This is a genomic window from Polynucleobacter kasalickyi, assembly GCF_900176405.1.
GTDB lineage: Bacteria > Pseudomonadota > Gammaproteobacteria > Burkholderiales > Burkholderiaceae > Polynucleobacter > Polynucleobacter kasalickyi.
In genome coordinates, this window is the sequence record NZ_FWXJ01000003.1 from 1 (window position 1) to 22,375 (window position 22,375).

The 22,375-nt window shown below is 40.9% G+C and carries 18 protein-coding genes; 8 read left to right on the forward strand and 10 right to left on the reverse strand.

Features of this window, described 5'->3' with window-relative positions; translation table 11 throughout:
* Positions 1 to 803: 803 nt before the first annotated feature.
* Positions 804 to 3,170 carry an RNA polymerase sigma factor RpoD gene (gene rpoD / locus B8983_RS03440; protein WP_234986882.1) on the reverse strand — a complete coding sequence of 789 codons (2,367 nt, stop codon included), beginning with the start codon at positions 3,168 to 3,170 and terminating at the stop codon, positions 804 to 806.
* Here rpoD and B8983_RS14155 point away from each other — a divergent pair.
* Positions 3,160 to 3,636, forward strand: coding sequence for a hypothetical protein (locus B8983_RS14155; protein ID WP_143736083.1), 477 nt, complete (start codon positions 3,160 to 3,162; stop codon positions 3,634 to 3,636). The two genes, rpoD and B8983_RS14155, sit on opposite strands and share 11 nt — an antisense overlap.
* A 211-nt stretch (positions 3,637 to 3,847) precedes the next feature.
* Here the strand turns inward: B8983_RS14155 and dnaG are convergent, their stop codons facing one another.
* From dnaG to rpsU, 3 genes are all read right to left on the reverse strand, one after another.
* Entirely contained in the window at positions 3,848 to 5,713 is a 1,866-nt protein-coding gene (gene dnaG, locus B8983_RS03445; protein ID WP_084282714.1) for a DNA primase, read from the reverse strand.
* A gap of 22 nt (positions 5,714 to 5,735) precedes the next feature.
* The gene (locus tag B8983_RS03450) at positions 5,736 to 6,182 is read right to left on the reverse strand and encodes a GatB/YqeY domain-containing protein (RefSeq protein ID WP_084282715.1); all 447 of its coding nucleotides are present in this window, start codon (positions 6,180 to 6,182) and stop codon (positions 5,736 to 5,738) included.
* Positions 6,183 to 6,362: 180 nt separating this feature from the next.
* The gene (gene rpsU, locus B8983_RS03455) at positions 6,363 to 6,575 is read right to left on the reverse strand and encodes a 30S ribosomal protein S21 (protein WP_084282717.1); all 213 of its coding nucleotides are present in this window, start codon (positions 6,573 to 6,575) and stop codon (positions 6,363 to 6,365) included.
* A 60-nt stretch (positions 6,576 to 6,635) separates the two neighbouring features.
* On the opposite strand from rpsU, the gene tsaD reads away from it, so the two are divergent.
* Positions 6,636 to 7,712 carry a tRNA (adenosine(37)-N6)-threonylcarbamoyltransferase complex transferase subunit TsaD gene (gene tsaD, locus B8983_RS03460; protein ID WP_084282719.1) on the forward strand — a complete coding sequence of 359 codons (1,077 nt, stop codon included), beginning with the start codon at positions 6,636 to 6,638 and terminating at the stop codon, positions 7,710 to 7,712.
* A gap of 26 nt (positions 7,713 to 7,738) precedes the next feature.
* Here tsaD and B8983_RS03465 read toward each other — a convergent pair whose 3' ends face one another.
* Together B8983_RS03465 and xseB are read right to left on the reverse strand one after the other, a co-directional pair.
* A complete protein-coding gene (locus B8983_RS03465; protein WP_084282721.1) occupies positions 7,739 to 8,638 on the reverse strand; it encodes a polyprenyl synthetase family protein in 900 nt (299 codons plus the stop codon).
* Complete coding sequence (xseB, locus tag B8983_RS03470; RefSeq protein WP_084282723.1) at positions 8,638 to 8,865, reverse strand: exodeoxyribonuclease VII small subunit; 228 nt, start codon at positions 8,863 to 8,865, stop codon at positions 8,638 to 8,640. Before xseB ends, B8983_RS03465 begins: the two co-directional genes overlap by 1 nt.
* 172 nt (positions 8,866 to 9,037) lie before the next feature.
* Between xseB and B8983_RS03475 the strand changes: the two genes are divergently transcribed.
* Positions 9,038 to 10,141 carry an aromatic ring-hydroxylating oxygenase subunit alpha gene (locus B8983_RS03475; protein ID WP_084282724.1) on the forward strand — a complete coding sequence of 368 codons (1,104 nt, stop codon included), beginning with the start codon at positions 9,038 to 9,040 and terminating at the stop codon, positions 10,139 to 10,141.
* A gap of 7 nt (positions 10,142 to 10,148) precedes the next feature.
* Here B8983_RS03475 and B8983_RS03480 read toward each other — a convergent pair whose 3' ends face one another.
* Together B8983_RS03480 and polA are read right to left on the reverse strand one after the other, a co-directional pair.
* Positions 10,149 to 10,922, reverse strand: coding sequence for a ZIP family metal transporter (locus B8983_RS03480; protein ID WP_084282726.1), 774 nt, complete (start codon positions 10,920 to 10,922; stop codon positions 10,149 to 10,151).
* Between the two features lie 14 nt (positions 10,923 to 10,936).
* On the reverse strand, positions 10,937 to 13,705 hold the full coding sequence (gene polA / locus B8983_RS03485; RefSeq protein WP_084282728.1) for a DNA polymerase I: 2,769 nt from the start codon (positions 13,703 to 13,705) through the stop codon (positions 10,937 to 10,939).
* 50 nt (positions 13,706 to 13,755) lie between these two features.
* Here polA and B8983_RS03490 point away from each other — a divergent pair, with 50 nt between their 5' ends.
* From B8983_RS03490 to B8983_RS03500, 3 genes are read left to right on the forward strand one after another with little or no spacing between them, the layout of a single operon-like run.
* Complete coding sequence (locus tag B8983_RS03490) at positions 13,756 to 14,145, forward strand: hypothetical protein (RefSeq protein ID WP_143736084.1); 390 nt, start codon at positions 13,756 to 13,758, stop codon at positions 14,143 to 14,145.
* Positions 14,146 to 14,149: 4 nt separating this feature from the next.
* Entirely contained in the window at positions 14,150 to 15,130 is a 981-nt protein-coding gene (locus B8983_RS03495) for a homoserine kinase (RefSeq protein WP_084282732.1), read from the forward strand.
* Positions 15,120 to 15,920, forward strand: a complete 801-nt coding sequence (locus tag B8983_RS03500; RefSeq protein ID WP_084282734.1) for a BPSS1780 family membrane protein — start codon at positions 15,120 to 15,122, stop codon at positions 15,918 to 15,920. The genes B8983_RS03495 and B8983_RS03500 overlap by 11 nt, the downstream gene beginning before the upstream one ends.
* Before the next feature lie 28 nt (positions 15,921 to 15,948).
* Here B8983_RS03500 and B8983_RS03505 read toward each other — a convergent pair whose 3' ends face one another.
* On the reverse strand, positions 15,949 to 18,285 hold the full coding sequence (locus B8983_RS03505) for a UvrD-helicase domain-containing protein (protein WP_084282956.1): 2,337 nt from the start codon (positions 18,283 to 18,285) through the stop codon (positions 15,949 to 15,951).
* A 35-nt stretch (positions 18,286 to 18,320) separates the two neighbouring features.
* On the opposite strand from B8983_RS03505, the gene B8983_RS03510 reads away from it, so the two are divergent.
* Both B8983_RS03510 and galU read left to right on the forward strand, forming a co-directional pair.
* Entirely contained in the window at positions 18,321 to 21,230 is a 2,910-nt protein-coding gene (locus B8983_RS03510; protein WP_234986884.1) for a valine--tRNA ligase, read from the forward strand.
* Positions 21,231 to 21,252: 22 nt separating this feature from the next.
* On the forward strand, positions 21,253 to 22,143 hold the full coding sequence (gene galU / locus B8983_RS03515) for a UTP--glucose-1-phosphate uridylyltransferase GalU (RefSeq protein ID WP_084282736.1): 891 nt from the start codon (positions 21,253 to 21,255) through the stop codon (positions 22,141 to 22,143).
* Here the strand turns inward: galU and B8983_RS03520 are convergent, their stop codons facing one another.
* A complete protein-coding gene (locus tag B8983_RS03520) occupies positions 22,144 to 22,371 on the reverse strand; it encodes a sulfurtransferase TusA family protein (RefSeq protein WP_084282958.1) in 228 nt (75 codons plus the stop codon).
* Positions 22,372 to 22,375: the final 4 nt, after the last annotated feature.

Here is a 22,375-nt window from a genome sequence, read left to right on the forward strand (position 1 = left end):
AATTTCGCTTTGTCCATCTTGCAAGTTTCCATTTTGTTGCCATTGTTGGCAGATTAATACAAAATATCAACTTACACAAAATTATTTACAGCCTCAAAGTATGTGCCCGGTACATTGTGTAAACAATGTGACCGGGTCATACCGTTCTTTATTGGTGGGCCGTCAGGGACTTGAACCCCGGACCAAAGGATTATGCTTACCACTACAGCTTTCACTGCCTGTTTCCAGTTTGTAGTCTGGACTGTCTCTTGTCTTTACGACCTACCCGTACAGTCTCTACACCTTCCTCTCATTACTAAGAGGCTTGGCTCGGGATTACCACGCTTTACAGCACAGGCTTCCCCGAATTTGAGTAGTTCTACATGCCAGCAGAGCTAACTTGCTCGCATGCAACCCATTCACTGTCGACCATGGCTTGCACTTTAGGTCGACCGTACTTAAGTCCTCTGCTCTAACCAACTGAGCTAACGGCCCGAAACTTTTCGGGTACTACGCAATACTAAACTACTTTTTTACAACTAAAACCACACAAAACCGCTATTTACTGCACATCATGAAAAACCCCACGGTGTGTAGTGTTTTTCTAGCACCTCCAACACCACTAACGCACTGAAATCATTACGATTTCTACTAATAAGACCCATGGTTAAATCCATTATGAGTCCTCTGCGCTAAGCAACTGAGCTAACTTCACGAAATTTTTCGGGTGCTACAAAAAAATTATTATTTTTTCGCTGAGAAAACATTTTAACCATGTTTATAAAACCTCAAGTCCTTTTAACTAGAACTTGAGGTTCGATGAATCACTCATCCTCGAGGAAAGTTTTTAATTTATCACTTCTGCTTGGGTGGCGCATCTTACGAAGTGCCTTGGCCTCAATCTGGCGAATACGCTCGCGAGTAACATCAAATTGTTTACCAACTTCTTCGAGGGTATGGTCGGTGCTCATTTCGATACCAAAACGCATTCTTAACACCTTGGCTTCTCTTGGCGTTAAGGAATCTAAAATATCTTTCACAACATCGCGCATCGAATCATGCAAGGCTGCTTCAGCTGGTGCTAATGTATTTCCATCTTCAATGAAATCACCGAGATGTGAGTCGTCATCATCACCAATTGGTGTTTCCATCGAGATAGGTTCTTTCGCAATCTTCATGATCTTACGAATCTTATCTTCCGGAATTTCCATTTTTAAGGCTAAAGTTGCTGCATCAGGTTCAATACCAGTTTCCTGAAGAATCTGACGACTAATACGATTCATCTTATTAATCGTTTCAATCATGTGCACAGGAATACGAATCGTACGGGCTTGGTCAGCAATCGACCTTGTAATCGCCTGACGAATCCACCAAGTAGCATAAGTAGAAAACTTATATCCGCGACGATATTCAAACTTATCAACCGCCTTCATCAAACCAATATTACCTTCTTGGATTAAATCTAAGAACTGTAAGCCACGGTTGGTATATTTCTTAGCAATCGAAATCACGAGTCGAAGGTTGGCTACCGTCATTTCGCGCTTCGCTTCACGAGCACGCTTCTCGCCAGCTGTCATCTGTTTTTGAACATTTTTGAGTTCAGTTAATGGGATCACAACTGTATTTTTAATATTGATGAGCTTCTGCTGTAATTCTTGAATCGCAGGGACATTTCTCTCAAGCAATGCACGATAAGGTTTATCTTCGGCAATGAGCTTATCAGTCCAACTTAAGTCCATACTGTAATTCGGTAAATCATTTAGTACATCAGCACGATTCACGCCAATTTTATCCACGAGAATATTTACCAACGCACGCTCTGTGGCCATTACATCATGGTACTGGGAACGGATGGTATCGCATAAACGTTCAACACTTTTAGCAGTAAATCTAAAGCCTAACAACTCATTACGAATCAGGGTTTGAGCCTTTTCATAATTTGGTGAGTTGTAACCCTCTTTTTCAATAGAACGACGCATTTTCTCGTACTGTGTACGAATCACAGCAAATTTTTCTAAAGATAAGCGTTTTAATTCCTCTAACTGTTTTGCAGAAGCCGCATTTCCAGCACCGCCGCCACCGCCTTCTTCGTCTTCATCTTCAGCTTCGACTTCATCTTCATCATCGATATCCAATTCTTCAGCTGAGCTAGTAACCATCGGAATATCTTCTGCATTTGGATCTACTAAGCCATCAACGAAGTCATCTACTTGAATGACATTATTAATAATTTGCTCGGATGACTCAATGATTTCAGCAATCGTCACTGGGCAAGCTGACAAGGCCATTAACATGTCTTTAAGACCTGCCTCAATCTTTTTAGCAATAACAATTTCTTTTTCTCTGGTGAGAAGATCAACAGTACCCATTTCTCGCATGTACATACGAACTGGATCAGTAGTTCTACCAAATTCAGAGTCAACCGCACCTAATGCAGCTTCAGCTTCTTCTTCAGCCTCTTCTTCGGATGATCCTGTAATGGCATTTTCATTCAAAATTAATGTCTCAGCGTCAGGCGCTTGCTCATAAATCATGATGCCAATATCAGTTAATAGAGCAATTAATGTCTCTAATGAATCCGTATCAGACAACTCATCTGACATCTGGTCATTAATTTCACCATGGGTTAAATACCCCCTGGACTTACCCATTTTGATCAATGTTTTTAGTCTCGATCGACGTAATTCCAACTGCTCTTCGCTACCTAAACGAGTGCTGTTGAAATCTTGCAAAATTTGTTTTTCTTTTGCTTTCCGTTCACGATTTTTTTGACGTTCAGTACGTACTTCAGTGCCTGGTTCAATAATAGGTTTCGGCTTTGGCTTCCTACCTCTGGTTTTTTTAACGGGTTGATCCAATGCTTCATCAACCAAAGCAATTTCCTCAAAAACGTGATCGGCTTGTTCTACAACTGGCTCGATCGGCTCTTCAACCATCACCTGAGGCGCGGGAATTACTTTTGGTGCTTTCTCTAGTTTCTTTGGCGATTTTTGCATCACCTCAACTGGAACCACCTTTTTAGAAACTACGATTTTTCCAGAGGCTGACTTCGTCGCTACTTTTTTGACTACTTCTTGAGCTACTGGCTTAGTAATTGTTTTTGTACTTGTTGGTTTTTTTGCGGTTAAAACAGTCGCTTTTTTTGGACTATTTTGTATTGGGGTAACTTTTTTAGGGGTTGTGGCTTTCACTGACTTTACACTTTTTTCAATTTTATTTGTTGTAACTGGAATCTTTGCTTTAGCAACTTTTGCTTTAGCAATTTCTTTAACAGGCGTTTTGCTTTTTGCACTTGGAGCAGCCTTAGCAATGGAGGCGGTAGCTTTATTCGCTGTAGACTTAACTACTGGTTTTTTAACAGGCTTAACTGCAGATTTAGGTACTGACTTAGCTACCGGTTTAGGGGCTAGCTTAGTGACAGACTTCATTACAGATTTTGTTGCAGACTTAGCAGTTGGTTTAGTTACTGCTTTTGCCAAAGTTTTAGCAGGTACTTTCGCTACGATGGCTTTCGCTTTAACTTTAGTTTCAACTTTTTTTATTGGCTTCTTTTCAGCAACTTTTTTAGTGGCTGATTGTTTTGACAACACATTTTTTGACGGTGTTTTTTTAACGGGGATTGTCTTTGGCATATTCGCTCTAGATGTTAAAAAATGAAAAAAACTAATTTAAAACTACTTAATTTCGTAACTACCTAATGCGTCGTTAGTAGCAATAAATTCTAAGACTGAATACTGAGTCTTAGTAGCCGATTTGTATTACCTCGATGCTCTAAAATATTTTGATAGCCTTGAATTATACCCTAAAAAGGCCTATTTTGGCCAATATAAGTTGAAAATACAGGTCCTATTGAACCACATTAGAAAATTTATGCGGTTTTTAACTGCAAACCCAACTCACGATAACGCATCAGATCTTCATCGGTATGAATTTGCTTACTAATTCGATCCGAAATCGCTTCCATTTCGGATTTAATAATGTCCCTATTAATTTTTTTAAGGGCACCCTGTACATGCAAAGTCGCTTCCTCAAAAGTAAACTCAGTTTCCAGTAATTTCCTTAATAACGAATTGTAAGCAGATGCAAACTCAGACTGACTCAATACGTTTTGGAAGGAAGAAAAATTACTATCGTCAGGCTCAAGGCGGCACAACTGAATTAAATCTTTCATAATTAATCCCGCTTGCTTCGTTCGATTTGTCGCTATGCTAATCAAGTCCTCAGCCTCTTTGGCACTTAATTTCTTGCCCAACTGGGGATACTGAATCAGTAATTTAATAATTTGAATCGGCAAGTCAGACGGCGTAATTGGTTTTTGTTTTGCCAAATTCTCCAAGGCGCGAAGATCTGCCTTCTTTTGCCAATCTTTATTTTTATAGTTAGTCTTAGGCTCTAAGGGTTTAATCGGCACATCTTGTACGATTGTTGAAGGTAAGCCAAAAAACTGTTCTAACTCTTGTTGTGTAGAACCCAACCTAAGAGCTAAGTCTCTTAAAATTTGAACCCTTAGGGCAATTGCTGGCATTTTTTTAAAATACTGCTTTGATTCATTTTGCGCTTGAGCTCGACCTTCTGCAGTTTTCCAATCAATATTTTCGCCAATAACTTGCATGAAAAATAAGGAGAGTGGCATTGATTTCTCTATTTCATCTTGAAAAGCCTTTGCGCCATTTTCGCGCACAAAGCTATCGGGATCATGCTCTTTTGGTAAAAATAAAAAACGGATTTCTTTTTCATCAGATAGCAAAGGAATGCATGCCTCAAAGGCTCTTTTAGCAGCTCGAACGCCAGCAGCATCACCGTCAAATGAAAACACCACTTTATCCGTGTGCTTCAGCAATAATTGAACATGGGTTTCGGTGCAAGCCGTACCTAGGGTTGCCACCGCATTGGGAAAACCTAGTTGAGCCAGTGCAACCACATCCATATACCCTTCACAAACCAAGGCGTAGGACATTTCACGAATAAATTTCCTTGCTTCAAATAGCCCATAAAGCGTCATCCCTTTTTTAAAAAGGGGTGTTTCCGGAGAGTTTAGATATTTAGGCTCTCCCTTATCAATGATTCGCCCACCAAAGCCAATTACCTGTCCTTTTAAATTTCGAATCGGAAAAATAATTCGGTCACGAAATCGATCATATCGTTTCACAGAGGTTTTGCCATCCCCCTCGGACTGAATCAATAGACCAACTTCAGCTAAAGTATTTGCAACCTCAGATTGAGTATAAGAACCAAATACCGCTTCTAGGTTTTGCCATGCATCAGCGACGTAGCCAATGCCAAATCGCAATGCAACTTCGCCAGATAAGCCTCTGTTAATTAAGTAATTTTTAGCGCGCTGATCTTTCTTTAGTGTTTCTTTAAAAAAAGTAGCTGCCTTATCCATCACCTCAAACAGTCTTGAACTCAACTGTTGATGAAGCGGAGAATTCATCGCAACAGCTTCTTTCGGAACTGTTAAACCAACCCCTTGCGCTAGTTCTTCAACAGCATCCGTAAAAGTCAATCCAGCATACTCCATCAAAAAGCTAATCGCAGAACCATGGGCTCCACAACCAAAGCAGTGATAAAACTGCTTAGTCTCAGACACTGAAAAAGAGGGCGATTTCTCTTGATGAAAAGGACACAAACCTTGAAGATTAGAGCCGGCTTTTTTTAAAGTTACAGACTTCCCCACCACGTCAACAATATCAACGCGACTAAGTAACTCATCTATAAATGCTCTAGGAATCAACGATTCGCTATCCTTGTCTTGTTTAGCTCTGCAATGCGGCTTTAACTAGTCCTGAAACTTTGCCCATATCTGCTTTTCCAGCTAATAAAGGCTTAAGTAGACCAATCACTTTACCCATATCTTGAGGTCCAGTGGCGCCAGATTCAGATACCGCATTTTTTACTGCAGCAATCACTTCCTCCTCAGAGAGTTGGGCTGGTAAATATAACTCAAGAACTTTCATTTCTTGGGTTTCATTGGCAACTAAATCCTCTCGAGCAGCTTGTTGAAATTGTGCAATAGAATCTTTTCTCTGCTTAATCATTTTTTCAACAATAGCAATAATGTGAGCATCCGTAATTTCAATACGCTCATCAACCTCTTTTTGCTTCATTGCAGCCATTAAAAGTCGAATTGTGCCAAGTTTATGGGCATCTTTATCACGCATTGCTTGTTTCATCTCTGCACTAATTTGTTCTTTTAAGCTCATGGTTTCCTCTAAAAAAATCCAATTGAATAGTAACTATATTACTAAATGAAGATTGTGGGTATTGTTACAAGGTGAGTAACAAATGTTAAAACCCGCTGTGAGAATCAACAGCGGGTTAAAGTACTGACATAGCACTACAATGGGTATAAAACCCATTCAGCGATAAATTAAATCAGTAGATTAGTATAATTTTTTAGGCAACATCTGGCTACGAATACGCTTGTAATGGCGCTTAGCAGCAGCTGCTTTTTTACGTTTACGTTCAGCCGTAGGCTTCTCGTAAAATTCACGGGCACGTAAATCAGTTAGAAGACCATTTTTTTCAATGGTGCGTTTGAAACGACGTAAAGCAACTTCAAAGGGCTCGTTCTCACGAAGACGAATAGTAGTCATGCGTTAAAAATCTCTGTAAATAATTTCAAGAATATGATTGTATCATGAGAAAATTAGAAAATGTATACACTTGGCATAGAAACTTCTTGTGATGAGACCGGAATTGCAGTTTATGACTCAAAATTCTGGGAAAACGACCAACCACCCCACTTGGGTATTTTGGGTCAATCCTTGTATTCGCAAGTAAAGATGCATGAAGAATATGGTGGAGTGGTCCCTGAACTGGCTTCCAGAGATCATGTAAAACGTATTCTGCCTCTCATCAAATCCTGCTTAAATGAAGCAGGAATGACCATCTCTGACATCGATACAATTGCCTACACCAAGGGCCCAGGTCTAGCCGGAGCTCTTTTGGTGGGCTCCTCTGTGGCCAAAGGCTTATCGTTTGCCTTACATAAAAAAAGTATCGGCATTCATCATTTAGAGGGGCACCTGCTCTCCCCACTACTTTCAGAAAATTTTCAGCATTCAAATCCTAAAGATTTTTTTCCATTCTTAGCCTTGCTCGTATCTGGCGGACACACTCAGATCATGATGGTGAAAGCCATTGGTGATTACACCATCCTAGGAGAAACTTTGGACGATGCTGTGGGTGAAGCCTTTGATAAAACAGCAAAACTACTCCATTTGCCTTATCCAGGTGGTCCCGCTGTCTCAGAGTTGGCAGCTACCAGTATTTCAAATCGATTTAAATTACCTAGGCCGCTGATTCACTCGAAAAATTTAGATTTTTCTTTTGCTGGTTTAAAGACGGCAGTATTAACACAGATAAAGCAGGCTGAAAAAGAACAGGTTGAATTCGATGCTTCTTTCAAAGCAGATTTAGCCAAAGCTTTTGTTGATGCGGCAGTCGATGTTCTACAAAGTAAAGTTGCCTTTGCAATGCAGCAAACGAACTGCTATCGCCTAGTGGTTGCAGGTGGAGTCGGAGCGAATCAACAGTTACGGCAAAAATTATCTGAATTAGAGAACAAGCTGCCAAATTGCCAAATTTTGTATCCACCAACTCATTTGTGTACAGACAATGGAGTCATGATTGCATTTGCTGCCACCTTAAGACTTTTGCAAAACAACATGGCATTTGATACATCCAATGCCTTTGATGTATCTCCACGTTGGTCTTTAGAAAAGATTTAAGCTTAAAGTCATTTGAGATCAAGGTTTTAGGACTTACGTTGAAATGCCCAATAAGCAATCTTTCTTAGAGGCTCTGCCTCTTCGCCAAAATGACTTAAATGCTTTAGCGCTGAATTGAGCAAGTCTTCGGCATAAGACTTTGCTTCAATTAGCCCCATAAAACTCACAAAAGTTGGCTTGTTATTTTGAGCGTCTTTACCTGCCGTTTTACCGAGTGTTTCTGAATTTTGCGTGGCATCTAAAATATCATCCGTCACCTGAAAGCCCAATCCTACATCTCTAGCAAATTGATCAAGCGAATTTTTATCATCGGCATTTAATTTAGCTAATATCGCCCCCATCCTAATTGCAGCTCTCAGAAGTGCGCCTGTTTTCAGTTGGTGCATTTGAATTAATTGCTCTAAATTGAGGATGCGACCAACATTTGACAGATCAATCGCTTGGCCACCACACATACCATGCACACCAGCGCTAAAACTTAACTCTTTGATTAAATCTATTCTTACTTGGGGATCTGCATCTAATGCACTCAGTATTTGAAATGAGAAAGCCTGCAAAGCATCACCCACTAATAATGCTGTAGCTTCGTCATAAACCTTGTGGGTGGTCGGTTTGCCACGACGGAAATCATCATTATCCATTGCTGGAAGATCGTCGTGCACCAAGGAGTAGGTATGAATCAACTCAAGTGCCGTTCCTACTTGATCAATCGTTACCGGGAGCATTTTTTGCTTGATATCAGCATGCGCCAATTCGAAAGTAGCATAAATGATAAGTGGGCGAATTCTTTTACCACCAGCCAAGACGGCATAGGACATGGCGCTTTCTAACCGTTCAACACCAACCAAGCCAGAAGGTGTCGCGGTTTTTAATGCTTGCTCGATTCTCTCTAAATGCCTGGAGTGCCACTCTTTCCAATCAAACATTAATTCTCCTCGGAGATTTTAATTTGTTGTTCTACTTGCTCTAATAGAGATTGACAATGCTTGATTAACTCAGCCCCTCTCTTATAAGAGCTCAGTGTTTCCTCAAGGGATAATTTTCCAGACTCCATATCAGCAATCAGCTTTTCAAGTTCGACAACTGCTTTCTCATAATTAATTGTCTGAATAGGGTTTTTTGTATTTTCTGGAGTAACTTTAGCGGTGGGCATATTTCATTCGATTCAATAATATTTATTAATCCTAACAGGAAAGTAGGGCAAATCCTAGACTTGGAATACAAGTTAAATTATAATAGTAGATTCCTTTCCAATATCGACATGTCGATGGTTGGATTGGTTATTCCGCTTAGCTTCGGCTGACTTTTTTTCGGGGGTGGGGAGAATGACTAATCTGGCTACCGCGCATCAACTTGCGCCGTCCAATTTACAATTACCTGTTAGCGCCTATTTTGACGCTGACTTATTTCAAAAAGAACTTCGTGTGCTTTTTGGAAATGGCCCTAACTATGTAGGGCATGAGTTAATGGTTCCAGAGATTGGAAGCTATCAAACCTTGCGTAACGAAAATGAAGGTAGAGTTCTTGTAAGAAATCAACGGGGAGTAGAGCTACTTTCAAATGTTTGCAGACACCGCCAAGCAATCATGCTTAATGGCAAAGGTCATGCTCAAAATATTACATGCCCCCTACATCGCTGGACTTATGATTTAAAAGGAGAGCTATTAGGCGCTCCACATTTTGGTGAGAACCCTTGCTTAAACTTAAATAAAAGTCCCTTGCAAAACTGGCAGGGTCTTTTATTCAATGGTAAAAGAGATATTCACAATGATTTAGCAAGACTTGGCGTTAAAAACCAATTAAATTTTGATGGATATCTGTTGGATCATGTGGAAGTACATGAATGTAACTACAACTGGAAAACCTTTATTGAGGTATATCTAGAGGATTATCACGTTGGTCCCTTCCATCCAGGACTTGGACAATTTGTTACTTGTGATGATCTATCTTGGGAATTCGGTAATTGGTACAGTGTTCAAACGGTGGGGTTGAATAACCAACTTAGAAAACCAGGTTCAGCTGTTTACTCGAAATGGCATGAAGCCGTATTAAGACACCATGGTGGCAAACTGCCTGAATTTGGCGCTATTTGGCTAACCTATTACCCTAATGTCATGGTGGAGTGGTATCCAGGAGTCCTTTGTATTTCAACGCTTCAGCCAATTAGTCCGACCCAAACTAGAAACGTAGTGGAATTTTATTACCCAGAGGAAATCGTTTGGTTTGAACGTGAGTTTATTGAAGCAGAGCGAGCTGCTTATATGGAAACCTGCATTGAAGATGATGAAATTGCACAGCGGATGGATGCTGGACGCGCTGCGTTATTAGCTAGAGGCGAGAACGAAGTTGGCCCTTATCAAAGCCCCATGGAAGACGGTATGCAGCATTTCCATGAGTGGTATCGCAAAACCCTAGAGCAAAAACTCTAGTCTATATTCATGCCACGAAGGAGAGGCTAAGTACTAAAGCCACTCCTAGCAAAATCAGAACAATTTGTTTCATCGATTCTTTTAATTGGAACCTGCGATGCATTTGTGGCATCAAATCACTGACGGCGATATAAATAAAATTACTAGAAGCAAAAACCATTAAGTAAGGGATTAATTTTGCTGAGTCGTCTAGGTATAAATATCCGACAATGCCACCAATGGTAGACAAGAGACCACAAATGGAATTATAAATTAATGCCCTGATTTTAGAAAAACCAGCATTGAGTAACACCATGAAATTACCAATTTCTTGCGGTATTTCATGGGCAATAATTGCAATAGCGGTTAGGATTCCAACCCCAGGGTTGGCAATAAATGCTGCCGCAATCAAAATCCCGTCAACAAAATTATGTAAGCCATCACCAACAAGAATCATCCAACCGCTTTTACCTGCATTTTCTGCGTCATGCCCGTGATGATGATCATGGCCATCTCCCTCATGATGATGATTGTGCCGCAGTAAGGCGATTTTTTCTAAGACAAAGAAAAATAGAATGCCGGCTAATAAAAACGAAAATAAGGTCGTTGGGGATACTCCGGGGGCTTCGAAAGCTTCAGGTAGCGAATGCAAAAAAGCCGTTGCCAGCAAAATCCCCACCGAAAAACTGACCATATTTTCAACAATGGCAGAGAGAAACTTAAATGACAATGTGGCTGCAATCGTAATACTAATTAAGCCTGCTGCGATGGTTGCTAAGAGAATAGAAAATAAAATAGACATATAGAAATTATGGCTTAATGCGCCTCTTCCCAATTATCGCCGATACCGATGCCGACCTCTAGAGGAACTTTTAAACTAGCGACTGTTGTCATAATTCGATCTAAATTTTCTTTGACGAAATTAATCTCTGCTTCAGGGACCTCAAGCACGAGTTCATCATGAACTTGCAATAATAATTTAGTCTGTAAGCTCTCTGACTCAAGCCACTCTTGAACTTTAATCATCGATAACTTAATTAAATCTGCTGCAGTCCCTTGCATAGGTGCATTAATCGCCGCACGCTCTGCGCCTTGACGACGCATGGCATTCGTACTCTGTATTTCAGCTAGCCATAAACGGCGCCCAAAGAAAGTTTCCACGTAGCCTTTTTCTTTGGCAAGGGCACGTGTATCTGCCATATATTTAGCAACACCAGGATATCTACCAAAATAAGTATCAATATAACTTTGTGCCGCACTACGTTCAATGCCTAAATTGCCAGCAAGACCAAAGGCGCTCATGCCATAAATCAAACCAAAATTAATAACTTTGGCAAATCGTCTTTGTTCGCTGGTCACCTGATCAAGTTGTACATTAAAAATTTCGGCAGCAGTTGCACGGTGAATATCAAGGCCATTCGCAAAAGCTTCTAACAAATTTTTATCTTCCGCAAAATGTGCCATGATGCGCAATTCAATTTGTGAATAATCAGCCGACATTAATTTACAGCCAGGTTTAGCAATAAATGCTTCCCGAATTTTTCTACCCTCTTCGGTTCTGATAGGGATATTTTGTAAATTCGGTTCGTTAGAAGCCAATCGTCCAGTGGCAGCAACTGCTTGGGCATAATTCGTATGCAACCGATGCGTCTTCTGATTAAGCATTCTCGGCAGTTTCTCAATATAAGTGGACTGCAACTTTGCTAAGCTTCGATAATCCAATATTCTTGCCGGCAGTGGGTAATCTTCTGACAACTTTAACAAAACCTCTTCATCAGTGGATGGAGCGCCACCAGGGGTCTTTTTAACTACTGGCAACTTTTGGAGTGTAAAAAGAATCTCGCCAATTTGTTTAGGGGATTGGATATTAAACCGTTGACCAGCTAAGTTGTAAATTTCAGTTTCTAATTCAAGTAACTTTTTTCCAACTGTTTGGCTTTGAGCCGCTAATTTTTCTGCATCAATCAAGATGCCGTTACGTTCCATGATGGCTAAAACTCTCATGGTCGGCATTTCTATCGACTCATAAACAAACTTTAATTTCGGATCATTTTGTATGATGGGTGAGAAACTTTCATGTAACCGTAGTGTTATGTCCGCATCCTCGGCAGCATACCTTGAGGCTTGTTCGAGCATCACCTGGTCAAAGGTAATTTGTTTCACCCCTTTACCGCAAACATCTTCAAATTTAATGGTATTAATCCCTAAATGGCGCAGAGACATCGTATCCATATCATGGGGTTTATGCGATTCAAAGACATAAGACTCCAACAAGGTATCGTGTTCGATGCCTCGCAGGTGGATGCCATGATTTAACAAAATATGGAGATCAAATTTCAAATTTTGACCAACTTTTTTGTATTGATCTCCCTCTAACCACGGTTTTAATCGTTCTAAAACCATTTCTCGATTCAATTGATCTTCACTAGTTGTGTGGGCGAGCGGAATATAGCATGCGCTACCGATTTCTGTCGCAAGAGAGATGCCAACCAGCTCAGAAACCATCGGCTCTAACCCAGTTGTTTCTGTATCAAAACAAGTTATAGGCGCTGCTTGTATCTTTTCACACCAAAATTCCAAGCGGTCTGCGCTGACCACGCACTCGTAATTAGCACTTTTGGTGTCACCTACTACCATTTGAGGCTGTTGGGCATTATTAGTATCACTATTGTCATTCGTTCCCGCGTTACTATCTTGGGTGCTAACGACCGATTGAATATCTTGCGTTAAGTGATATTCCTTCAACCAGGTTTTAAAACCATACTTCACAAATAAAGCACGCAATTCATCATGATTTTCGTGTTTTGCTTCTAATTCAGATAAATCCAATAAATGTTCGTCTAACTCACAATCCAGCTTTACAGTTAATAATTTTCTAGCGGTTGCTAACCAGGGAATGGATTGACGTAGGTTTTCGCCTACAACACCTTTGATTTCTATGGATTTTTCAATTAAATGATCTAAATTACCATATTCAGTTAACCATTTAACTGCCGTCTTAGGGCCAGCTTTAGGTACCCCAGGTACGTTATCTACGGTATCTCCTGTAATGGTCAAATAATCGACGATTAACTCTGGTGGAATACCAAATTTTGCAGTGACTCCATTAATATCTAACTTTTCATTCGTCATCGTATTAATTAAAGTAACTTTTTCATTCACTAATTGGGCTAAATCCTTATCTCCTGTAGAAATAATAGTAGTCCAGTCCATTTCACTAGCTCTTTTAGCTAAAGTACCAATGACATCATCTGCTTCCACGTTAGGCACCATGATTACAGGCCAGCCAAGTGCCTTCACTACCGCGTGAATTGGTTCAATTTGTTTTACTAGATCTTCGGGCATCGAGGAACGATTCGCTTTGTACTGCGGATACCATTCATCTCTAAAGGTTGGGCCTTTAGCATCAAACACGCAAGCAATATGGGTTGTGGGCATTTTCTGACGAGCTTGCCTTAGCATATTAATCATGCCATAAATTGCGCCTGTAGGTTCTCCTTGCGGATTACGCAAATCTGGCATAGCATGAAAAGCTCGGTAGAGATAACTTGAGCCGTCAACAAGTAATAATATTTCTTTAGTCATGCCTTAATCGTACAATAATCATTTATTTAATAACTTACTCTCATAAGTCCATGAACAACACCAGAAGCATTAAGTTATCGGCATTGATTGCTTTTATCACTTTCAACATGATAGTGATTAATCAAGTCACTGCCCAAAATACCACAAGTTCGCCAGCCTTAGACGCCAAAGAATTAGAACTTATTAACCGTCAGCCTATTTCCCCAGCCGCCAGAGCCAATGAAAATGTGCTTGGTACAGAAAAAAGACCTACTTCATTCGAATACCAGGAAAACAAGGGCACTAAAATCACTGAATACTCTTCAGATGGTCGCCCAGTGGAGATACAGGTAGATTCTCGTGTTGGCACTCACTACGAAATGAGCAAGCCAATTAACCAAAGCCCGACGGTACCAAATACAAGTATTCAACGGGTTCCTTCAATCCAACTCCCATTTTAGCCGTATGGCGGTATATACCCAATTAAATTTAGAAGAAACGACGGACTGGTTTAAAAAGCAGTTTGAATTAGGAGAGCTTGTCAGCCTAAAAGGCATCAGCTCAGGAATTGAAAACAGTAATTTCTTTCTTTCTGCCCTACAAAAAAACCTTCAAACCGAGTATGTATTAACGATCTTTGAACGCTTATCAGCAACCGAATTACCTTACTATTTAGAGCTGATGCAGCACTTATCTCAACATGGGATCAAAGTTCCAGCTCCTTTTCTTAATAAAGATCATGCTCTGGTTTTGAGTTTAAAAGACAAGCCAGCAGCTCTAGTGAGTAAATTAGAAGGCGCATCTGTGATGCAACCATCACCGGAGCATTGTCACGAAGTTGGCTTCATGTTGGCGAAAATGCATCTAGCTGGTTTAAGTTTTGATAAACACCAACCCAATCTGAGAAGTTTACCGTGGTGGCAAGTCACCATTCCACAAATTTTGCCATTTATTGATACGGAACAACAAAACCTATTAAGTAATGAATTAAAAGTTCAAATAGAATTTTTTGGTAGCGACACTTACAAAGACTTGCCACAAGGTCCAAGTCATTGTGATTTATTTAGAGATAATGTGCTCTTCAAGAGCCTCTCCAAGGATGCAAAGCCGGAGTTGAGTGGTTTTTTTGACTTTTATTTTGCTGGTACTGATAAATGGCTGTTTGATATCTGTGTAACGGTAAACGATTGGTGTATTGATCATGCTACGGGCATGTTTAAACCCGATTTAATCAGTGCCTTTTTACATGCCTACCAAGAGGTCAGGCCATTTACTGACGAAGAGGAAATGGCTTGGCCATTCATGCAAAGAGCCGCTGCTCTACGCTTTTGGATTTCCAGATTGTGGGACTTTTACTTACCTCGTGAGGCAGCATTGTTAACCCCTCATGACCCAAAGCATTTCGAGAGAATTTTGCGCCTAAGGATTAAGCAACATGCAAATTAATCGCCTCCCACCTAAAGCCGGTTACATATGGATAAGACAAGGGATTTGGTTGTTTAAACAAAATCCTTTTACTTTCCTGATGTTGGTGTTTCTGTATATTTTTATCATGCAACTATCGATGTTTATCCCTTTAGTAGGCATCATTGTTGTACTAGTTTTTAACCCATGTATTTCGGTAGGTTTTCTTACTGCAGCGCAAAGAGTCATTCTTAGACAAACGGTGAAGCCGTCCATTTACATCACCGCTATCAGGGAATTACCTCCTGCGATTCGGATGAGGTTATTCAAGCTAGGTGGGCTATATACTGCCTTCGTTTTATTGATTAGCTTGGTATCTTCTCAGTTTATTGATGTAGAAAAAATTATCCCATTGTTAACTACTGGTGAAATGACTGGACCTGATCTGATACAAGAAATGTATTACGCCCTAATCGTGGCCGTCGTGTTGTACCTCCCCATTGCGATGTTGATGTGGTTTTCACCACAATTAGTCGCATGGCAAAACTATAGTATTCGCAAAGCAATTTTTGGCAGTTGGTTAGGTTTTTGGTTTAATAAAGGGCCATTCACTGTATATCTTTGTACTTGGGCCCTTGTTCTCACAGCAGTACCTTTATTTGTTGGTGGTGTTTTCGAGAGTTTAGGCATCAAACAATATGCTAGCTACCTCATTACACCATTTTCAATGTTAGCGATCACCGTTTTTTATTGCTCGTTTTACGCTATTTGGAAAGGTTGTTTTGCTGATAGCGCACCGCCGATTACTACAGAAACAACCACCAGCATTTAATTTGGAACTCAAACGCTGGTAGTGTTTTTTAGATAGCAGTTAACTTAGCAATACTGAGTTGCAACCACTTGACCCCATGTCTTGCAAAATTGACTTGCGCTCTCGTGTCAGGAGCATTGCCTTCAAAACCAGTGATTCGACCTTCGCCAAATTTAGGATGAAATACGTTTTGACCGACATAAAACCCGTGGTCATTATTACTTTTGGTACTCGGAACAATCACAGAAGTCTTGCTGAAGCTTTTAGCTGTAGGTAGATCATGGCCTAAGCTAGCATTTCCCCAACTAGGATTCACTTGCCGGGCTACATTTCCCCATCTTGATTCTGAGTGTTTTGGCGTAAGTAATTTAAGGCACTCTTTTGGTAACTCCTCTAAAAATCTCGAGGGCATGTTGTACCTTACTTGACCATGCAACATCCTAGACTGAGTATGGGACAAATACAGGCGATCCCTCGCACGGGTAATTGCAACATACATCAAACGGCGCTCTTCCTCAAGGCCCTTCGGTTCATTAATGCTGTTCTCATGAGGAAATAAGCCTTCTTCTAACCCAGTAATGAATACGACCTTAAACTCTAGTCCCTTTGATGCATGTACCGTCATCAACTGGACGGCATCTTGGCCAGCCTGCGCCTGATTATCGCCAGCCTCTAAAGAAGCATGCGCCAAAAACCCTGCTAATGGTGACATTTCTGTTGGTGTTGTACTCGCAGTGCCTTGCGTATCAAAAAGTGGCTCAACTGGTAAGCTGGTATTGAGTTCGATGGGAGTTAACGCCACCGCATCTTGTCCCAAGCCTTCTTCAGCAACAAAAGCAGTTGCCGCATTGATTAACTCTTGTAAGTTTTCGATACGATCTTGACCTTCTTTTTCAGCAAGGTAATGCTGAATTAACCCACAATGTTGAATCACATAGTCAATCAACTCCGGAAGGGTGTTTTTCCGAGTTGCATCACGCATGTGGTCAATTAAACGAATAAAGCTACTAATCGACGATCCTGGCTTACCCTCTAAAAAACTGGCCGCTGCATATAAAGAGGATTGTTGGGTGCGTGCAATATCTTGCAGAGCTTCAATAGACCTAGCACCAATCCCTCGGGTCGGGAAATTAACAACTCTAGAAAACGACGTATCATCATTTGGATTTTCCATTAAACGCAGATAAGCTAAAGCGTGTTTAATCTCAGCGCGTTCGAAGAAGCGTAAGCCACCATAAACTCGGTAAGCAATTCCAGCCGAAAATAATCCGTGCTCGATAATTCGCGACTGTGCATTACTTCGATACAGAATAGCAACCTCACTTCGCGTCATGCCATCATTAATTAAATTACGAATTTCATCGATGAGCCAAGAAGCTTCCGTGCCATCTGACGCTGCCTCATACAGCCTGACAGGTTCACCATGACCGGCATCTGTGCGTAAATTTTTACCAAGTCTTTCTTTATTGTGGGCAATTAAATGATTAGCTGTATCTAAAATATTTGCATGAGAGCGGTAATTTTGTTCCAATTTCACCGTCAATGGGTGGAACTGTTTTTCAAACAAGCGCATATTGGCAACATCTGCACCCCTAAATGCATAAATACTTTGGTCGTCATCACCCACCGCAAATACACAAGCTGGGTGGGAGGTGGAGTGTCCCGATAAGAGTTTTAACCAAGCGTATTGCAAAGTATTCGTATCTTGAAACTCATCCACTAATACATGTCTAAAGCGTCTTTGATAATGCTCACGGATAGGCTCATTGTGCTTTAAGAGCTCATAGGACCGAAGGAGCAGTTCAGAAAAGTCGACTACCCCTTCACGCAGGCATTGTTCTTCATAAGCCTGATAGAGACGAATCATTACCCCTTGAAACTCGTCAGCTGGGGACATGTCCTTGGGGCGATTACCCCGCTCTTTAGCGTTGGAGATGAAATACTGTAACTGTTTAGCTGGATACTTCTCATCATCGACCTTTAACGATTTAAGTAATCTCTTAATAGCTGATAGTTGATCTTGGGTATCTAAAATTTGAAAGGTTGAGGGCAAGCCGGCATCATTAAAATGGGCGCGCAATAGTCGATTACATAAACCATGGAAAGTACCGACCCACATACCTCGAGTATTGATTGGCATCATTCCTGAGAGCCTTGCAAGCATCTCTTTGGCGGCTTTGTTAGTAAAGGTAACCGCCAAGATACCAATTGGTGAAATTTGACCGGTTTGAATTAAATAGGCGATTCGAGTCGTTAGTACCCGTGTTTTGCCACTACCGGCACCAGCTAAGATCAATGCCGATTGGGCATTGCCGTTTTCATCTTTAGTTGCTAGGGTAACAGCTTGTAGCTGTTCAGGGTTTAAATTATGGAGAAGTTCAGACACATGGACTCTTTGAAATACACCATTATAATTTAGTAATGTCAAAAATTGAAAATAATACCTCCTCAACAGCCATGTCTACTGACACGAATTCAGCCAACGAACTAGCGAAATCCTTTGAACCTCTTGCGATTGAAAAAAAGCTCAGTGAAATTTGGTCGCAAAAAGATGTGAATGCGCTTGAAATTCGCTCAGGTCAAGAAAATTTCTGTATTCAGTTACCACCGCCAAATGTGACTGGCACCCTACATATGGGGCACGCTTTTAATCAAACGATTATGGACGGTTTAACTCGTCATGCCAGGATGCAGGGTAAAAATGCGCTATGGGTTCCAGGTACAGATCATGCTGGGATTGCTACGCAGATTGTGGTTGAAAGACAATTGGATGCGCAAGGCGTATCTAGGCACGATCTCGGTAGACAAGTTTTTTTAGAGAAGGTTTGGGAATGGAAAGAAAAATCTGGCTCTACAATCACCAGCCAAATTAAAAGACTTGGCGCTTCGATTGATTGGAGTAAAGAATACTTCACAATGGATCCATCTATGTCCGCCGCTGTGGTGGAAGTGTTTGTTACTTTATATGAACAAGGTTTGATTTACCGTGGTAAACGCTTAGTCAACTGGGATCCAGTACTGGGCACTGCAGTCTCTGATCTTGAGGTCGATAGTGAAGAAGAAGCCGGCTTTATGTGGCATATTCGCTACCCATTAGCGGATGGCTCAGGTCATTTAACCGTGGCGACAACCCGACCCGAAACGATGCTCGGGGATTTAGCGGTGATGGTACATCCAGAGGATGAGAGATATAAGCACCTGATTGGCAACAAGGTGGTCTTACCCTTGTGTCAACGTGAAATCCCGATTATTGCCGATGATTATGTTGACCCAGCCTTTGGTACTGGGGTTGTCAAGGTGACTCCAGCCCATGACTTCAACGATTATGCCGTTGGTCAAAGACACCAGCTCACCCCATTAAACATCCTTACCCTAGATGCAAAAATCAATGAAAACGCGCCTATTGCCTACCAGGGCATGGACCGCTTCGATGCTAGGAAAAAAATTGTCGAAGATCTTGAAGCTTTAGGCTTTTTAGATAAAGTGGTGGACCATAAATTAATGGTCCCAAGGGGTGATAGAACACGGACGATTATTGAACCGATGCTGACAGACCAGTGGTTTGTCGCTATGTCAAAGCCAACGCCATTCAATCAATACAAACCCGGTGAATCAATTGCCAGTGCAGCACTGCTCGCTGTAACCGAAGGAGATGTCAAGCTCATTCCAGAAAACTGGACCTCCACTTACTCACAATGGTTAGAAAATATTCAAGATTGGTGTATTTCCAGACAATTATGGTGGGGTCACCAAATTCCAGCTTGGTTCCAAGAAGATGGTGAGTTTATTGTTGCCAGAGATGAAGAAGCTGCCTATGTTAAAGCAAGAGCCAATGGTTACCAAGGGACTCTCAAACGTGATGATGACGTACTAGATACATGGTTTAGCTCTGCGTTAGTACCCTTTTCATCGCTTGGTTGGCCGAAAAAAACCGAGTTACTCGAACACTTTCTCCCATCGACTGTCTTAGTTACGGGCTTTGATATCATCTTTTTCTGGGTAGCGCGGATGGTGATGATGACCTGTCACTTTACTGGAAAAATCCCATTTGAGCATGTTTATGTCCATGGTTTAGTGCGGGATGCAGAAGGTCAAAAAATGAGTAAATCCAAGGGGAACACTTTGGATCCAATTGATTTAATTGATGGGATTTCGCTAGAAAGTTTGCTGGAAAAACGGACTCAAAATTTAATGAATCCGAAACAAGCTCAAGCAATCGCCAAAAGAACGAAGAAAGAATTCCCTGATGGTATTCCGTCCTTTGGGACAGATGCATTACGTTTTACCTTTGCTTCCATGGCAACCCTTGGTAGGAATATTAATTTCGACTTGAAACGTTGCGAAGGATATCGTAATTTCTGTAACAAATTATGGAATGCAACCCGCTTTGTCTTAATGAACTGCTCAGGTGGCGATGAAGAAAATGGCTTTGCGAAGTGCCCTGGTGATTGTGGTCCGGAAGGATATTTAGACTTTTCTCCAGCAGATCGATGGATTGTTTCCTTATTACAAAAGGTCGAGGCGGATATCGATCGGGCTTATAAAGAATATCGTTTCGACTTGATTGCAACTTCCATCTACCAGTTTGTTTGGGACGAGTACTGCGATTGGTATCTGGAGTTAGCAAAAGTACAATTGCAGCATGGTAGTCCAGCAAGTCAGCGCGGAACCAGAAGAACCCTATTACGAGTATTAGAAACAATTCTGCGCTTGGCTCATCCAATTATTCCCTTTATTACCGAGGAACTATGGCAAACAGTTGCTCCTAAAACGGGGAAATCGCTTGCAGATTGCCCAAAACAAACCATTTCTTTACAGCCTTACCCTGTATCACAACCGCAAAAAATTGATGAGTCCTCAGAGTTATGGGTGAAGAAACTAAAAGCATTAGTTGATGCCTGCCGAAATCTTCGCGGAGAAATGCAAGTACCACCTTCACAAAAAGTTCCTTTACTCATTCAAGGGCCAAATGACTTCATCGAGTTGGCACAACCTTATTTAATGAGTTTAGCTAAATTATCTGAACTACAAATTGATGCGACTGGAGAATTGATTGATACGAAGAGTGCCCAGGCGCCGGTGGTAATTGTTGAGGATATTCGTTTACTTTTGGAAATCAAAATAGATGTTGAAGCTGAAAAGATCCGATTAGATAAAGAAATCAAGCGATTAGAAGTTGAAATCGCTAAAAGTTATGGTAAATTATCTAATGAAAGTTTCGTAAGCAAAGCACCGCCTGAAGTTATTGCGACAGAAAATAACAGAATGGTTGAGTTTAAGTCCAAATTGGCAAGGCTTTCAGATCAGAGAGATAAACTATCTCTAGGTTAATAACCCCTTTCACAAATAACTCATGAAAAATATTTTTAAAGCTGTTTTCCCAGTAGCGGGACTTGGTACACGTTTTTTACCAGCAACAAAGGCAATGCCTAAGGAAATGCTCACCGTTGTTGATAAACCATTAATTCAGTATGCAGTAGAAGAAGCTATCGCATCAGGCATTACAGAACTCATCTTTGTAACAGGTCGAAGTAAAAGAGCGATTGAAGATCATTTCGATAAAGCGTATGAACTTGAAGTAGAGCTCGAAAACAAAAACAAAAAAGATCTACTTGAAATTGTCAGAAGCATTAAACCAAGTCATGTGGATTGTGTTTATGTCAGGCAATCTGAGGCATTAGGTCTTGGCAACGCCGTCCTTTGTGCAGAAAAATTGGTTGGTAATGATCCTTTTGCAATTATTCTTGCGGATGACTTACTAACGGCAACTCAGCCCGTCTTAAAACAGATGATTGATATTTACGCCCATTACCATAGCTCAGTCATTGGTGTAGAAAAGATTACCAAAGATCAAAGTCGCTCATATGGTGTTATTTCAGGTAAAAAATTAGAAAAAAACCTATTGAAGTTAGATGATATTGTTGAAAAACCAGCGCCAGAAGATGCACCATCCAATCTTGGCGTAGTTGGACGATATATTCTCACTTCGCAGATTTTCTCTCACATTAAAAACTTGAAGCCGGGTTCGGGTGGAGAATACCAGCTGACAGATGCGATTCAAACCTTGCTCCAGAAAGAACAAGTACTTGCGTATCAATATGATGGTATTCGGTACGATTGCGGTAGTAAACTCGGGTATCTCAAAGCTACTGTTGAGTTTGCATTAAGACACCCCGAAGTATCTTCTGAATTTAAAGCCTATTTAAAGGCTAATAAGTCGATTTCAGGTAGAGCAACGAAGTAATTAACGTCTCTCAAGATAGAAGATGAACTTTTCATCTTCTATCTCTGTATGCACTAAAGTATTCCCTGTTTGTTTTGCAAACATAGGGATATCGTGTTTAGCACCTTGATCCGTTGCTATTACTTTTAGAACCTTGCCCGTTTGCATATCAGACAGCGCTTTCTTGGTTCTCAAAACTGGTAAGGGGCAAATCATGCCGACGCAATCGACCTCTTTATCAACGAGAATTGAA

Bases quoted from the DNA above. Each gene is read 5' to 3' on its own strand.
- B8983_RS03450 (WP_084282715.1), bottom strand. From the start codon at position 6,182: ATGAGCTTAAAAGAACAAATTAGTGCAGAGATGAAACAAGCAATGCGT.
- rpsU (WP_084282717.1), bottom strand. From the start codon at position 6,575: ATGACTACTATTCGTCTTCGTGAGAACGAGCCCTTTGAAGTTGCTTTA.
- tsaD (WP_084282719.1), top strand. From the start codon at position 6,636: ATGTATACACTTGGCATAGAAACTTCTTGTGATGAGACCGGAATTGCA.
- B8983_RS03465 (WP_084282721.1), bottom strand. From the start codon at position 8,638: ATGTTTGATTGGAAAGAGTGGCACTCCAGGCATTTAGAGAGAATCGAG.
- xseB (WP_084282723.1), bottom strand. From the start codon at position 8,865: ATGCCCACCGCTAAAGTTACTCCAGAAAATACAAAAAACCCTATTCAG.
- B8983_RS03475 (WP_084282724.1), top strand. From the start codon at position 9,038: ATGACTAATCTGGCTACCGCGCATCAACTTGCGCCGTCCAATTTACAA.
- B8983_RS03480 (WP_084282726.1), bottom strand. From the start codon at position 10,922: ATGTCTATTTTATTTTCTATTCTCTTAGCAACCATCGCAGCAGGCTTA.
- polA (WP_084282728.1), bottom strand. From the start codon at position 13,705: ATGACTAAAGAAATATTATTACTTGTTGACGGCTCAAGTTATCTCTAC.
- B8983_RS03490 (WP_143736084.1), top strand. From the start codon at position 13,756: ATGAACAACACCAGAAGCATTAAGTTATCGGCATTGATTGCTTTTATC.
- B8983_RS03495 (WP_084282732.1), top strand. From the start codon at position 14,150: ATGGCGGTATATACCCAATTAAATTTAGAAGAAACGACGGACTGGTTT.
- B8983_RS03500 (WP_084282734.1), top strand. From the start codon at position 15,120: ATGCAAATTAATCGCCTCCCACCTAAAGCCGGTTACATATGGATAAGA.
- B8983_RS03510 (WP_234986884.1), top strand. From the start codon at position 18,321: ATGTCAAAAATTGAAAATAATACCTCCTCAACAGCCATGTCTACTGAC.
- galU (WP_084282736.1), top strand. From the start codon at position 21,253: ATGAAAAATATTTTTAAAGCTGTTTTCCCAGTAGCGGGACTTGGTACA.